Below are 14,731 nucleotides of genomic sequence, written 5' to 3' on the forward strand. Positions count from 1 at the left end.
TCAGACGAGGTAGACAGCGACACCCACCACTCCGATCCAGGCAATCGCGAGGAGTTGGAGCACGCGGTCGCCCAGCGCAATCTCCTCGGGCTCCCCCGCCTCGCCGCCGTCGACGTCCACGGCGTAACGCAGGATCGCGATGGTGAACGGCACCATGGAGATGGCGTACCAGTTGGTGGCCTTCAGGTCGTCCTGCTGGAACGCCCACAGCCCGTAGCAGAGCACGACCGCGGTGGCGCTGAGCGTCCAGACGAAACGCAGGTACGTGGTGGTGTAGTTCTCGAGGGACTTGCGGATCTTCGCGCCGGTGCGCTCGGCGAGCTGCAGTTCGGCGTACCGCTTACCGGCCGCCATGAACAGCGAACCGAATGCCATGACCAGCAGGAACCATTGCGACAGTGCGATCTCGGCGGCGACACCGCCTGCGATGGCGCGCAGCAGGAACCCGGACGAGACGATGCAGATGTCGAGGACGGCCTGGTGTTTGAGACCGAAGCAGTACGCGAGCTGGATGCCGATGTAGACGGCCATCACCACCGCCAGCTGCCAGTTGGCGAGGAACGACAGGGCGATCGACGCACCGAGCAGCACGACCGCCATGCCGTAGGCCAGGTTGACGGGCAGCACACCGGCCGCGATGGGGCGGAATCGCTTGGTGGGGTGCGCGCGGTCGGCCTCGACATCCATCGCGTCGTTGACGAGGTAGATGCCGGACGCTGCCATGCAGAACACCACGAAGGCGAGTGCGACGGGAAGCAGGACGTCGGATTCCGTCGCCGTGCCCGCGGCGACGGGAGCTGCGAGGACCAGGACGTTCTTGACCCACTGACGCGGGCGAACGGCCTTGACGATGCCTGCCGCCAGGGATGTCGGGGGTCCGGTGACGACGGCCGGTTCCTCGCTCATTTCTCTCCAAACTTCTGCTCGGCCTTCAGCACCGCGACCGCAGAGGCGGCCCCCAGGGCAGATCCGGCGAGCACATCGGTCGGGTAGTGCACTCCCAGAACGAGCCGGGAGAGCAGCATCGGCGGTACCAACAACGCAGGCAAGGGTAGCCCGGTGAGGCGGCCGAGCAGCACGGCAGCTGCTGTCGTGGACGTCGCGTGCGACGACGGGAAGCTCAATTTGCTGGGCGTCGACACGTTGACCTGGATCGACGGGTCGTTCGGCCGGGGGCGGCGGACGATGCGTTTGATCACGATCGACGCGGCGTGGGCGCCGACGGCACCCACCGCGACTCCCGCCCATTGCCGGCGACGAGGCTTGTCGAGTGCCGCGCCGATGCCGGCGACGGCCACCCACCCGAGGGCGTGCTCACCGAAATGGGACATACCCCGTGCCGTCGAGACGACGCCGGGACGGCTCGCGATCGTCGACTGGACGGCCTGCAGGATCTGGACCTCACTTGATGCCGAAGACACGTTCCCACCTCTCCTTGCTGGTCAGTGCAGGAACGGCGTCCTGGTACTCGCGCTTGAGTTCGGGGAACCGCTGGCCCAGTTCGCGGCGCAGCCGGATCGCTTCCTTCAGCAGCGCGAGCGCCAGCTTGGGGTTGCGCTTGCGGTAGACGACTCCCCGCCCGTCCGCGGTGGTGACGGTGACGCCGTCCACCTGGGACAGCAGGAACCACCGCGCGTCGATGGTGGGCACGTTGAGCTGGGGACGCTCGTGGTGCTGCTCGTGCGCGGGCTTGACGTTGTGGATCAGGCCCTTGCCGAGGCGCACGATCTTCGCGAGCGGGTTCGTGGGCAGGCCGACCGCACCGACTTCCTCACCCGAGGGCAGCGGCAGGCTCGTCGACGACGGCAGGACCACCGCGTCCGGGTACTCCTTGCGCATCGCGTGGACGTTGCCGAGCGCGGTGGGGAGCAGTTCGAAGATGTGCTCGGGGCCCTGCAGGAAGTCGGCGATGGCCTGGTTCTGGATCGCGACGGTCGAGTATTCGAGGCACAGCAGGTGCTTGATCGTGGCCTTGACCGTGTTGATCACGAGGCCGCGGCCGTTGCCCGGCATGTGCAGGGACGCGACGACGAGCCGGTTCCGCAGGTGGAAGTACGCCTGCCAGTCGATGGCGTCGTCCTTGTCGCTCCACGCCATGTGCCAGATCGCCGCGCCGGGCATGGTGACGGTCGGGTAACCGGCATCGCGGGCACGCAGGCCGTATTCGGCGTCGTCCCATTTGATGAACAGCGGCAGTGGCTGACCGAGTTCCTCGGCGGCCTGCCGCGGGATCATGCACATCCACCAGCCGTTGTAGTCGACGTCGATCCGGCGGTGCAGCAGACGCGAGTTCTCGCGGTCGCTGAGCGGGTAGCGGGAGAAGTCGTGGTCGTACTCGACGTTCGGGGCGGCCGTCCACATGAAGATGGACCGGTCGACGACCTCGCCCATCGAGTGCAGGTGACTGCGCTCCTGTAGGTTCAGCATCTGCCCGCCGACGAGCATCGGCGTCTTCGCGAACCGCGACATCGCCAGCGCGCGCAGGATCGAGTCGGGCTCGATCTCGATGTCGTCGTCCATGAACAGGATGTGCTGGCAGTCGGTGGTCTTCAGCGCCTCGTACATGATCCGGCTGTAGCCGCCGGACCCGCCGAGGTTCGCCTGGTCGTGGATGGCCAGCCGGTCGCCGAGCGCTTCGGCGGCCTCTGTGAAGCCGGGTTCGTCCTTGACCTTGCGGGTGCCCTGGTCCGGGATGATGACGGCCTTGACGACGTCCATGACGAGTTCGTCGGACGCCAGCGCCGTCAGTGCCTTGACGCAGTCGGTGGGCCGGTTGAACGTGGGGATGCCGACGGCGACGGTGGCCTCACCGGGGGCGTCGACCGGTGCGTACCAGCCGGCGCTCTCCAGGACGACCTCGGTGTCGGTGGTGATGTCGAACCAGATCCAGCCGCCGTCCTCGAACGGGGCGAGTTCGATCTCGAATTCCAGCGCGGCGTCACCGTCCTGGAACTCGCGGCCCTCGACATGGATCCGCGACGAGTCGGCCTTCGAGCGGTACACGTCGATGCGGCAGTGCCCCGACAGCTCGAGACGCAGCACCACCGAGTTCAGGGTGCTCCACCGGCGCCAGTAGCTGGCCGGGAACGCGTTGAAGTAGGTGCAGAACGACGCCTCCGCCTCGGCGCCGACCGACAGCGAGGTGCGCGACAGCGAATGCGCGCGACGGCTGTTGGTCTTCGCCTCCTCCAGGTAGAGGGTGCGGACGTCGAGCGGCTCACCGGCGCGCGGCAGGATCACCCGCTGCAGCAGCGACTTGCCGAGTAACGGGGCGTCCTCGGTGACCTTCTCGGATTCGAGCAGATGTCGGGCGCTCATTCGGCATCCCCCACGAGGGCCGCACCGGATTCGAAGTGCGGACGCAGGGAGTTGTCGAACATCGACAGCGCGCTGGCGATCGCCATGTGCATGTCCAGGTACTGGTAGGTGCCGAGGCGGCCACCGAACAGAACTTTGTTCGACGCCATCTCCTCCTTCGCACGGTCGCGGTAGGCGGCGAGCATCGCGCGGTCGTCTGGGGTGTTGATCGGGTAGTACGGCTCGTCCTTGCTCTCCGCGAACCGCGAGAACTCCCGCATGATGACCGTCTTGTCCTTCGGGTACTCCCGCTCCGGGTGGAAGTGGCGGAACTCGTGGATCCGGGTGAAGGGCACGTCGGCGTCGTTGTAGTTCATGACCGGGGTTCCCTGGAAGTCACCGGTCTCCAGCACCTCGGTCTCGAAGTCGAGGGTGCGCCAGCCCAGCTCGCCCTCGGAGTAGTCGAAGTAGCGGTCGAGGGGGCCGGTGTAGACGACGGGGGCGTCGGGGCTCTCGGCGCGCAGGTCGTCGCGGACGTCGAACCAGTCGGTCTCGAGCCGGACCTCGATCTTCGGGTCCTTCGCCATGTTCTCGAGCCACGCGGTGTAGCCGTCGACGGGCAGGCCCTCGTACGTGTCGTTGAAGTAGCGGTTGTCGAAGGTGTACCGCACCGGCAGGCGGGTGATGTTGCCCGCGGGCAGGTTCTTGGGGTCCGTCTGCCACTGCTTGGCGGTGTAGTCGCGCACGAACGCCTCGTACAGCGGCCGCCCGATCAGGGAGATCGCCTTCTCCTCCAGGTTGGACGCAGATGCGGAGTCGATCTCGCTGGACTGCTCGGCGATCAGCTTCCGCGCCTCGTCCGGGGTGAAGTAGCGCCCGAAGAACTGCGACACCAGGCCCAGCCCCATCGGGAACTGGTACGCCTGCCCCTTGTGCAGCGCGAACACCCGGTGCTGGTAGTTCGTGAATTCGGTGAACTGGGTGACGTAGTCCCACACCCTCTTGTTCGAGGTGTGGAACAGGTGCGCACCGTACTTGTGGATCTCGATGCCGGTCTCGGGCTCGGCCTCCGAATAGGCGTTTCCGCCCAGGTGATGACGACGGTCGAGCACCAGCACACGCTTACCCAGCTGTGTTGCTGCACGCTCGGCGACGGTCAGTCCGAAAAATCCGGAGCCGACGACGATGAGGTCGTACCGGCCAGGGGCGGTTGTCTCTGGGGTTGCAGCGGTCACGATGAACCAGGGTAAGCGACTCCGCCGCCCGTGCGCGGCCAAGGGGGCAAGCACCCCCTCGGCACGCACGAGGAGTTCTCCCTGTATTCACCGGTTCTGCAGACCTCGTTGTTCCCGCCGACGCGGCGATCGCGCTTGATGAGCGGGTGCGCATCGTCCAGCTGGCGAACTTCTACGGACCGCGGTCCGGGGGGCTCCGCACCGCCCTCCACAACTGGGGTCAGGGGTACGTCGAACGCGGACACGAGGTGATCCTCGTCGTCCCAGGTCAGCGCGACTGCGAGGAGCTGCTGCCGAGCGGGGTCCTGCGGATCACCCGGTCGGCTCCCACCATCCCCGCGACCGGGGGTTATCGCGTGGTCAATCCGCGGCGGGTGGCCGACGTGGTCAGCGGTCTGCGGCCCGACGTCCTGGAGGTGTCCGACCGGCTCACACTGCGCGGTTTCGGGGGCTGGGCCCGCGCCCGCGGGGTGCGCAGTGTGGTCGTCTCACACGAACGCCTCGACCGGCTGCTCGGCCAAGTCGCTCCGCGCCGCATGGCCCGCGGCTGGGCCGATGTCGCGAACCGCCGGATGGCCCGCAACTACGACGCCGTCGTCTGCACGACGGACTTCGCGAGCGAGGAGTTCACCCGCATCGGGGCCCCCAACCTGCACCGCGTGCCGCTCGGCGTGGACCTGACCCTGTTCCACCCCGGCAAACACGACCAGGTGATGCGCGACTCGTTCGCCGACCCGGCGCAGCGTTTCCTTCTGCACTGCGGTCGGCTGTCGGTGGAGAAGCAGGTGGAACGGAGCATCGACGCCGTCCGGCTGCTGCGGCGGCAGGGTCACGACGCCCGGCTGGTCATCGCCGGGGACGGTCCGCGACGCGAGGCGCTGCAGTACCGGGCCCGGGGGCTCCCCGTGCACTTCACCGGGTTCATCAGCGACAAGGGCCGCCTGGCGTCGCTGTTCGCGTCGGCGGACGTGTCGCTGGCACCCGGACCGCACGAGACGTTCTGCCTGTCGGCGCTCGAGTCACTCGCGGCGGGCACCCCGGTGGTCGCGTCACAGTCGTCGGCGCTCGCCGAGATCATCACACCCGGGTGCGGCGCCCTGGCCCGGGACCGCGGTCCCGCGTTCGCCGAAGCGGTCAGCGGCATTCTCGCGATCCCGTCGCGTACGCGCCGGGCGTCGGCCCGCAGGCGGGCCGAGGACTTCGGCTGGGGCGAGTCCGTCGACGGGATGCTCGCGGTGCTCGAGGGAACCGGTCCTCGCTGCCCGGCCTAACTGCCGCCCGTCGGTAACCACTCGCGCAGCACGCTGGCGTCGATCACCTGTGCACCCAGCTTCTTGGTCCAGATGATGGTTCCGTTGGTGTACATCCGGAACTTCCCCGCCTCCGAAGGCAGCATCAACTCGGGACCGATCGGCGCTCCCAGCGTGCTGTTGACGCCGCCGAGTTCCTTGTACTTCTCGGCGATAGGCGAACCCTCGGTGGTGCCGACGGTGTCCTCGTCCTCACCCGCGGACGCGAGGGTGGACTCGGGTTCGGGAGCGGCGGGCGGCGCGGGGACGCCGAGCCCCTCACCGACCGTGAACCAGTCGGACTTGAGCTTCAGCTTCGACCGCGCCTCGGCGCCCGTCGCCTCGGCGGTGCCCGACGATCCGACCACCTTCACACCGGTGACGCGCCCGCCGTCGACCCCGAAGTTGTTGCGGGTGACCACCTCGAACGATTCGAGGTCTCCGACGTTGAATGCGGACGCGATGTCGCCCGCGGTGAGGGTCACCGTCCAGTCGTGGTTCGGTGACACGGTGTCGCCCTGGTCCTCGACGGCCGGGAACTCGCCGCCCGCGGTGTATCCGCCTGTGGACGAGGAGAATTCGGCGGCGACGGGCTTGTTGTCCTTCGTCAGGATCATGCCCTTGGTGGAACGGACGGCGTCGGTGGTCCGCGGGTCTTCCTTCGCCGAACCTCCGTACACCTGGCAGCTCTGGGTGTCGCAGGTCTTCGCCCACTCTTCCCGGTTCTCGGCGGCGGCGTAGGAGCGGGCCGCGACGGCCTGCGCCCGAAGCGCCTCGGCCCCACCGCTGTCGGCCCAGCCGGCCTTCGCCTCGGCGGGCACGACACCGAGGAGGTAGTCGTCCATGTCGAGGACGTTGACGGTGCGCACGGCGGCGCCGTCGAGCGCGACCCCGAGGGCGCCGCGGTAGGGGGTGTCACCGGCGCACAGCTTGAGGTGCTCGTTGGCGGGACGGTCCGGGGCGAGGTCGACCGGGTCCACCCACGGGTGGTCGGTGGCGTCCTGCCACAGGACCTCGCCGGCACATCCGCGGGTGACCACGACGTTGGCGCCGCCGTCGGCGGTCGGCGTGAGGTGGACGGCCTCCCCCGGCCCGACGGGTTTGCCGGCGACGACGGCGCCGGCGTCCGAGTAGACGTCGAGCGGCTGATCGTCACGTGCCTGCAGCCGGACGCTGATCTGTGCGTCGGCGAGGGTCCCGAGCGTGGTGCCGCCGTAGTAGTGGCCGAGGATGCGCTCGGCCGCCCACCCCTGATCCTTCGCGTATCCGTAGGCGCCCCACTGGCCCATCCCGCGGCCGTGGCCGTTGCCGTGCCCGGAGAGCGTGAACGGCGTGTCGGAGGCGACGGTTTCCCGGACGTCCTGGCCGGAGGAGCGCAGTTGCACGACGACGCCGGTGACGGCGCCGATGACGAGGACGGGTGCGATGCCGAGCGCCGACGCGCGCAGAAGCTTGGCCCTGAATCCGCGCGGGGTGGGAGGGCCCGCGATGTACCGCCTCCTGCGGGTCCAGGCAGGTCTACCTGCACGAACCCCGAATTCGGTCTTCGCCATCACTGCACTCCTCATCGCTGAACAACGAGCGCTGAAACGGGGCGTGCACCTCGTCTCAGCGGGTCGGAGAAATTCGGGATAAAGTCTCAATGTAAGGTTGAGCGTTATGGACCTGTGTGACTAGTGTGGCAAGAGTGGTTGGAGTTAGCAACAACAGTCTCTTCAGTCACACGAGCATCACGAGTTGCAGACACGCGAGGTCGCTCGCAGGAAACTACAACTGAGGAGAGTCCCCCTTGCCGCACCGTCGACCGAAGCCCTCGATTGTCCTCGGGGCTGTCGCCGCTCTGGCTGTCGCAAGTCCCGTTGCGGTCTACGGCATCAGTAGCGCACCCTCCGACGTCAAATCCACGAACGAAACCTCCAACTCCGCAGTGTCCACCGAGATCGCGCAGGTCGTGCTGTCGCAGATCCCGGACATCGTGATTCCGCTGAAGGAACTGACCGGGCTGAACCTGCCCGACGTCAACATCGGCGACCTGCGGAACCTGAAGATCCCGCCGTACCTCCACATCCCCAGCAATGTGCAGCTCCCCGGCGGAATCCAGATCCCGAACCTGCAGATCCCGCTGAAACTCCCCACCCCGGGCGACGTCTCCGACCCCGCGATCCTGCCCCCGGCCGATCAGCAGCCCGGCGCGATCGTCAAGGAACTGTCCCGCGACACCCCGTTCAGCATGGTGGCTCTCACCTCCGAGACCCTCGCGTCCGCGGAGTCGAAGGTCCGCGCGCTGCAGGCCGACGGAACGTGGGGACAGTGGGTGTCCCCCGACATGATCGACACGCGGCGGACGGACAAGACGGCGTCGGACGGCAAGGTCGCCACCGAACCCGTCTACGTCGGGCTGACGAAGGCGATCCAGATCCTGACGCCCACCTCGACGCCCGCTGCGGCCGGTGCACCCGCTGCAGTTCCCGCTCCCGCACCGGCACCCGAAGCCCCCGCTCCCGCACCGGCACCCGCCGCCGGAGGTGCCGCACCGCTCGGTTACACCCCCGCCGCCGTCAACACGCCGTTGCGGCAGCAGCCGGCACGCGCCGGCGCCGACGACGTGACGGCCGTCCTCATCGAACCGGGCAGCGGCCCCGGCGACGCGACGCTCGGCGACATCGCGAGCCCGCTCGACAGCGGCGGCCCCAAGGTCATCAGCCGCCAGCAGTGGGGTGCCGACGAGTCCATCCGGTGCCAGGACCCCGACTACGACGACTTCATCGGCGGTGCCACCGTGCACCACACCGCGGGAGCCAACGACTACTCGAAGGCCGAATCGGCGGAGATCGTCCGCGCGATCTACGCCTACCACGCGCAGACGCTGGGCTGGTGCGACATCGGATACAACGCACTGGTCGACAAGTACGGCCAGATCTTCGAGGGTCGCGCAGGCGGTCTCGACCGTCCGGTCCAGGGCGCGCACGCCGGCGGGTTCAACGAGAACACCACCGGAGTCGCGATGATGGGCGACTTCTCGTCCGAGGATCCGCCGCAGGCCGCCCTCGACGCCGTCGGCAAGTTCCTGGGCTGGAAGCTCGGCAAGGCCGGACTCGACCCACTCGGTGAGACGACGATGTACTCCGAGGGCACCGAATTCACTCCCTACGCGGAGGGTGAGGCCGTCGATCTTCCGGTGATCTTCGCGCACCGCGACGTCGGCAACACGTCCTGCCCGGGAGACGCGGCGTACTCACACATGGACGAGATCCGGCAGATCGCGGCGGCCAGCCTCGGCGGCGGCAACGCCTCGTTGGCCTCGGACGCACCCGCGGGTGAGGCTCCGGCGCCGTCCGGCGGACCCGGCACGGACGCCAGCGCCAGTCTCGGCGCCGGAATCCCCGCCCTGGTCAACGAGCTGCTGCGGCTCACCGACCCGTCGCCGGTCGCCCAGAAGTGGGTGGCGGAAGGCGGCGACACCGGCCGGCTCGGCCAGGCCCTCACCGGACTGCTGCAGGCCAAGGCCGGTAACTCGGGCGCACAGTTCGCCAACGGCGCCATCTTCACCTCACCCAACGGCGGTGTGTGGGCGGTCCTCGGCCAGATCTTCAAGACGTGGCAGAACCTCGGAGCCGACAACGGCGAACTGGGCCTGCCGACCAGTGACGAGTACCCGATCCCGGGCGGTCTGCGCACCGACTTCGAGAACGGTTCGCTGATCTTCAACGAGATCACCGGCATCGTCACCAAGGTGTTGAAGACCTACAACGACACATACGCGGAGGCCTACAAGAACGGTGCCCGGGTCGATGCCGCGGCCCCCGTCGCACCGCCCGCGGACCCGGCGCAGGTTCCGCCGGCCCCGGTAGAGCCGGCTCCGGCACCCGACCCGGCTCCCGCACCCGTCGAGCCGGCACCGGTTCCGGCCGGCTGATCGGGTTTCACCCTCTCGGGCGCTGGTGGTCTCAGGACCACCAGCGCTCGAGCACTTTCGCGACGCCGTCGTCCCAGTTGGTGGCCGTCACCTCGTCGGCGGCGGCCTTGGCGTCGGGGTGCGCGTTCTCGACGGCGACACCCCGGCCCGCGAGGTTCAGCATCGGAATGTCGTTGGGCATGTCACCGAAGGCCACGATCCGCGACGCCGTCACGCCGAGCCGTTCCGCCACCAGCGCGAGACCCGACGCCTTCGTGATTCCCGACGCCGACAGTTCGATCAGCCCGTTGTCGGTGGAGAACGTGACATCCGCCCGGCGACCGATGTGCGGAGCCAGCGCGTCGACCATTGCCTGACTGGACATTTCCGGCACCCGGATCAGCAGCTTCACCGCGGGAGCCGCGACGACCTCGTTCTCGGACATCTCGGTGTTGTCGGGGTTGAGCCAGGCGTGCTGGTAACCGGGGGAGCTCACGAACTGCGGTGTCGCGGCGTCGTGGGCGCTGACCCCGACACGCTCGGCCGCGAGCCCGGCGCCGGGCAGCACGCGGAGCGCGATCTCCGACAGCCAGGTGAGGGTGTCGACGTCGAGGGTCGCGGCGCTGAGCACGCGGTCACTGTCGCTGTCGTAGATGACGGCGCCGTTCGCGCAGACGGCGAGCGGCGCGTAGCCGAGGCCGTCGACGACGGGATGGATCCAGCGCGGGGGCCGGCCGGTGGCCAGCACGAAGGGGGTTCCCGACGCGACCACCGACGCGACGGCGTCGCGGGTGCGGGCACTGATGCGCTCGTCTTCCCCGATCAGGGTGCCGTCGACATCGGACGCTACAAGGCTCGGTCGGTCTGGGCTCACCCAGCCATTCTGCCTGCCGAGTCTGCGGCGCCACCGGGCGGCCGTTACCGGGCCCGCCGTTCCTCGGCTTCGCGGCGGTCCATCTCGGTGGCCTCCTCGATGGTCGGCGCGCTGCCGCCGAGTCGCCGGGGCACCCAGTACGCGCCCGCCGGATGGTCGAAGCCGTCCTGCACCCGGCGCAGGATCGCGTCCATCTCCGTGTGCAGGGTCGCGGTGAGGGCCTCCGCCGGTTCCCGCGGCTCGATCGGCCTGCCGACCTCGACGGTGACCGGGAACCGATGCCGCCCAAGGTTTCTCGGTCTGCCCTTCGTCGCTATCCGCTGGGCTCCCCACACGATGACGGGCACGAGCGGCACCCGGGCGTCGATCGCCATGCGCGCCGCACCGGACTTCAGTTCCTTGATCTCGAAGCTCCGGCTGATGGTCGCCTCCGGGTATACACCCACCAGTTCGCCCTCGCGCAGCCGCTCCACCGCAGCGAGGTACGCGCCCGCGCCTGCGGTCCGGTCGACCGGGATGACCCCGCACCCACGCATCAGGAACGCCATCACCCTGTTGTTCGCGAGTTCGGCCTTGGCCATGAGCCGCAGTTTGCGGTCCACCGCACCGACCGCCAGTGCCAGTTGGACGAAATCCAGGTAGCCGGTGTGATTGACCGCGAGTACCGCACCACCCTCGGTGGGGATGTTGTCCAGGCCGACTCGCGTCATCCTCAACCCCTGGAACAGGGACAACGCCTTGGCCGTCGCCTCGACAGCCGCGTAGACAGGCTCCACCGCCACCTTCTCTAGCTGCCGGTCTCCCGGGCCCGACGGGACTGCGCCTTCGCCTCGGCGTCGGCGGCGTCCATCTTGTTCGCTTCGTCGAGCGTCGGCGCACTGCCCCCGAGGCGCGCGGGCACCCAGTACTCGCCCGCCGGGTGGTCGTAGCCCTGCTGGAGGTCGGCGAGCATCGTCGTCATCGTGGCGTGCAGCTTCGCGGTCAGCTCGGATGCGGGTTCGAACGGCTGGATCGGCTCGCCGACGGCGATCGAGATGGGAGTGTTCGTGCGGCCCAGCCGCTTCGGGAACCCCTTGGTCCACACCCGCTGCGCACCCCAGATGACCACCGGGATGATCGGCACATTCGCCTCGATCGCCATGCGCGCGGCACCCGATTTGAATTCCTTGATCTCGAAGCTCCGGCTGATGGTGGCCTCCGGGTAGACGCCCACCAGTTCGCCGCGGCGCAGGAAGTCGACGGCCGCCTTGTACGAATCCGCGCCGGCGGCCCGGTCGACCGGAATGTGCTTGAGCGCGCGCATGATCGGGCCCGAGATCTTGTTGTCGAACACTTCCTTCTTCGCCATGAAGCGGACGTACCGCTTCACCCTGCGGGCCGGAAGTCCGGCGTAGGTGAAGTCCATGTAGCCGGTGTGATTGATCGCGATCACCGCCCCACCCGTCGACGGAATGTGCTGATCGCCCTCGACCGTGAACTTCAGCCCCTCGAGGGCGAATACGGTGCGGGCGATGCCGATGACGGTTCGGTAGACGGGTTCCACAATCGGCTAGCGTAGCCGGGTATCCGCGATCTGGCCCGCCGTCGGGGACGGACATTCGGTGGGGAGTCGAGAGAAAGGGCGCGCTGGAGATGGCTGGCAGGGGCAGGAGGGCGCTCATCGCGCCGGTCGTCGCGGTGATCCTCGGCGCGGGGGTGGCGTGCGATTCGCAGTCCGGCATCCCGACGGAGGAGCCTCCGGCCGACACCGTTTCCGCGCCGACGTCCGCGGCCGAGCCCACGACCACCGTGCCGCCCACCCCGGTGCCTCAGGTGATCGTCGGCGAGGTGCCCGGCAACCCCGCAGCGGTCGACGCCGTCCGCGCCTGGGCCACCGACCTTGTCACCCGGCCCGGCACCGTCCCCGCGAAGTGCTGGACGCTGCCGCCCGCCCAGGCCGCCGGCCAGTATGCCGACACGTCCGCGATCCTCGGGGCGCTCGCGGGGCCCGGCGTCGACGGACAGTTCACGGTCTCGTGGACCGGCGGCGGCACCACGGTGTCCGTCAAACGCAGCGAGATCGCCTCCGGCTACGCCTGCCCGCACGTCCACCCCGCCGGGACCGTCGACTTCTACTCCCCCGCCGACGCCGAGTACGCCGTCACCCGTTTCCTGTCGCGGGAGTCGGGCGCGCCGGTGAACAGGGCGGACACCGAAGCCGCCTACCCGCTGATCTGCCCCGGATTCAGCCCCTGGGACCCGTCCGGCACCGGCAACGGGGGCCGGCCGCCACTCCAGCTCGACCCCGACGTCCTGGCCGGGACCACGGCGTTCGCCGCCGACGCGATGACCGCCACCCCGGTCCGCGGCGACTACCTGGAAGTGTCCGTTCCGGTCACCGACGTGTCCGGTGTGACGAACACCAGGCAGGTCACGCTGTCCATCGGCCCCGACGGCTACTGCCTGGGCGAAGTGACCTGACCGCACGTGAGTGGCAGGGTGTGCTGGAGCGCGCATTGCCACTCACCTGGGGGGAACGCCTACTCTGGAACAGTCGCTCAGCTCCCAGGAGGCATACCAGTGCAGGTCACCAGCGTCGGACACGCCGGATTCCATATCCAGACCGAGGCAGGCTCGATCCTGTGCGACCCCTGGGTGAACCCTGCGTACTTCGGGTCCTGGTTCCCGTTCCCGGACAACACCCAGCTCGACTGGGACGCCCTGGGCAACTGCGACTACCTGTACGTGTCGCACCTGCACAAGGACCACTTCGATCCGGAGAACCTGAGCAAGCACGTCAACAAGGACGCGACGGTGCTGCTCCCCGACTACCCGGTGCCGGACCTCAGGCGTGAACTCGAGGCGCTGGGCTTCCACAAGTTCTTCGAGACCGAGGATTCGGTCAAACACAAGGTCACCGGCCCCAAGGGTGACCTCGACATCATGATCATCGCGCTGCGCGCCCCCGCGGACGGTCCGATCGGCGACTCGGGTCTCGTGGTGTCCGACGGCGAGACCACGTGTTTCAACATGAACGACGCACGCCCCGTCGACATGGACGTCCTGCACGACGAATTCGGCAAGATCGACATCCACCTGCTGCAGTACTCGGGCGCCATCTGGTACCCGATGGTGTACGACATCCCCACCAAGACGAAGGCCAACTTCGGCAAGCAGAAGCGTCAGCGCGGCATGGACCGCTGCCGCAGCTACATCGAGCAGGTCGCGGCTACGTGGGTGGTGCCGTCCGCCGGACCGCCGGTGTTCCTCGACGACGCACTGCGCTACCTGAACGACGACCGGGGTGACGAGGGCAACATCTTCCCCGACCAGATCACGTTCCTCGAGCAGATGCGGATCCACGGCAACGACGGCGGCGTCCTGATGATCCCGGGGTCGACCGCGGACCTGAAGGGCGGCGAGCTGACGCTCACGCACCCGATCCCGGACGCCGAGGTCGACAAGATCTTCTCCGACAAGGCCGCGTACATCGAGGACATGGCGAAGCGCATGGCGCCGGTCCTCGCTGCCGAGAAGGCCACGTGGGCCCCCGCCGAGGGTGAGCCGCTCCTCGAGGCGCTCAAGGCGAAGTTCGAGCCGATCATGAAGCAGTCCGACCTGATCTGCGACGGCATCGGCTACCCCGTCGGCCTGGTGATGGGCGACGAGACCGTCGTCCTCGACTTCCCGCAGCGCACCGTCCGCCCGCGCGGCGAGAAGGACGGCAAGTACCGGTACGGCTTCCGCATCGCCCCCGAACTGGTGCGCACGGTGCTGCGCGACGACGAGCCCGACTGGGTGAACACCATCTTCCTGTCCACCCGCTTCGAGGCGTGGCGCGTCGGCGGATACAACGAATTCCTCTACACGTTCTTCAAGTGCCTCACCGACGAGCGCATCGCCTACGCCGACGGCTGGTTCGCCGAAGCCCACGACGACTCCGCGTCGATCGAACTCGGCGGGTACGAGATCCAGCGCCGCTGCCCGCACCTGAAGGCCGACCTGTCGAAGTTCGGCGTCGTCGACGGCACCAACCTCACCTGCAACCTGCACGGCTGGCAGTGGGACCTCGAATCGGGGCGCTGCAAGACGTCCAAGGGCCACGAACTGCGGTCCACGAAGCTCTGACCCCGGCGGGCGAACGTACCCTTCGGCGCACCTG

Annotated in this window: 12 protein-coding genes; 4 read left to right on the forward strand and 8 right to left on the reverse strand. The window is 68.5% G+C overall.

Annotated features, from left to right (window positions below):
• The 4 genes from JVH1_RS16175 to glf are packed head-to-tail and all read right to left on the reverse strand — an operon-like array spanning window position 1 to window position 4,532.
• Window positions 1-906, reverse strand: coding sequence for a decaprenyl-phosphate phosphoribosyltransferase (locus JVH1_RS16175; protein WP_009477134.1), 906 nt, complete (start codon window positions 904-906; stop codon window positions 1-3).
• Window positions 903-1,421, reverse strand: a complete 519-nt coding sequence (locus JVH1_RS16180) for a phosphatase PAP2 family protein (RefSeq protein WP_009477133.1) — start codon at window positions 1,419-1,421, stop codon at window positions 903-905. Before JVH1_RS16180 ends, JVH1_RS16175 begins: the two co-directional genes overlap by 4 nt.
• Complete coding sequence (locus JVH1_RS16185) at window positions 1,402-3,318, reverse strand: glycosyltransferase (RefSeq protein ID WP_009477132.1); 1,917 nt, start codon at window positions 3,316-3,318, stop codon at window positions 1,402-1,404. Before JVH1_RS16185 ends, JVH1_RS16180 begins: the two co-directional genes overlap by 20 nt.
• Window positions 3,315-4,532 (reverse strand): UDP-galactopyranose mutase, encoded by a 1,218-nt coding sequence (gene glf / locus JVH1_RS16190; protein ID WP_009477131.1) that lies wholly within the window; start codon window positions 4,530-4,532, stop codon window positions 3,315-3,317. The genes JVH1_RS16185 and glf overlap by 4 nt, the downstream gene beginning before the upstream one ends.
• A 146-nt stretch (window positions 4,533-4,678) precedes the next feature.
• On the opposite strand from glf, the gene JVH1_RS16195 reads away from it, so the two are divergent.
• A complete protein-coding gene (locus JVH1_RS16195; protein ID WP_009477130.1) occupies window positions 4,679-5,803 on the forward strand; it encodes a glycosyltransferase in 1,125 nt (374 codons plus the stop codon).
• On the opposite strand, the gene JVH1_RS16200 is transcribed toward JVH1_RS16195, so the two are convergent.
• Window positions 5,800-7,374, reverse strand: a complete 1,575-nt coding sequence (locus tag JVH1_RS16200; RefSeq protein ID WP_043780520.1) for a SpoIID/LytB domain-containing protein — start codon at window positions 7,372-7,374, stop codon at window positions 5,800-5,802. The two genes, JVH1_RS16195 and JVH1_RS16200, sit on opposite strands and share 4 nt — an antisense overlap.
• Before the next feature lie 236 nt (window positions 7,375-7,610).
• Between JVH1_RS16200 and JVH1_RS16205 the strand changes: the two genes are divergently transcribed.
• A complete protein-coding gene (locus JVH1_RS16205) occupies window positions 7,611-9,737 on the forward strand; it encodes an N-acetylmuramoyl-L-alanine amidase (protein WP_009477127.1) in 2,127 nt (708 codons plus the stop codon).
• Window positions 9,738-9,768: 31 nt separating this feature from the next.
• On the opposite strand, the gene JVH1_RS16210 is transcribed toward JVH1_RS16205, so the two are convergent.
• From JVH1_RS16210 to JVH1_RS16220, 3 genes are read right to left on the reverse strand one after another with little or no spacing between them, the layout of a single operon-like run.
• The gene (locus JVH1_RS16210) at window positions 9,769-10,590 is read right to left on the reverse strand and encodes a Cof-type HAD-IIB family hydrolase (RefSeq protein WP_009477126.1); all 822 of its coding nucleotides are present in this window, start codon (window positions 10,588-10,590) and stop codon (window positions 9,769-9,771) included.
• A gap of 44 nt (window positions 10,591-10,634) precedes the next feature.
• Entirely contained in the window at window positions 10,635-11,366 is a 732-nt protein-coding gene (locus JVH1_RS16215) for a 1-acyl-sn-glycerol-3-phosphate acyltransferase (RefSeq protein ID WP_009477125.1), read from the reverse strand.
• An 11-nt stretch (window positions 11,367-11,377) separates the two neighbouring features.
• On the reverse strand, window positions 11,378-12,133 hold the full coding sequence (locus tag JVH1_RS16220) for a 1-acyl-sn-glycerol-3-phosphate acyltransferase (protein ID WP_009477124.1): 756 nt from the start codon (window positions 12,131-12,133) through the stop codon (window positions 11,378-11,380).
• An 89-nt stretch (window positions 12,134-12,222) separates the two neighbouring features.
• Here JVH1_RS16220 and JVH1_RS16225 point away from each other — a divergent pair, with 89 nt between their 5' ends.
• Both JVH1_RS16225 and JVH1_RS16230 read left to right on the forward strand, forming a co-directional pair.
• Window positions 12,223-13,050, forward strand: a complete 828-nt coding sequence (locus JVH1_RS16225; protein WP_009477123.1) for a hypothetical protein — start codon at window positions 12,223-12,225, stop codon at window positions 13,048-13,050.
• Between the two features lie 99 nt (window positions 13,051-13,149).
• Complete coding sequence (locus JVH1_RS16230) at window positions 13,150-14,697, forward strand: Rieske 2Fe-2S domain-containing protein (RefSeq protein ID WP_009477122.1); 1,548 nt, start codon at window positions 13,150-13,152, stop codon at window positions 14,695-14,697.
• The last annotated feature ends 34 nt before the right edge of the window (window positions 14,698-14,731 follow it).

The sequence above is a fragment of the Rhodococcus sp. JVH1 genome (assembly GCF_000280725.2).
Taxonomy (GTDB): Bacteria; Actinomycetota; Actinomycetes; order Mycobacteriales; family Mycobacteriaceae; genus Rhodococcus_F; species Rhodococcus_F jostii_A.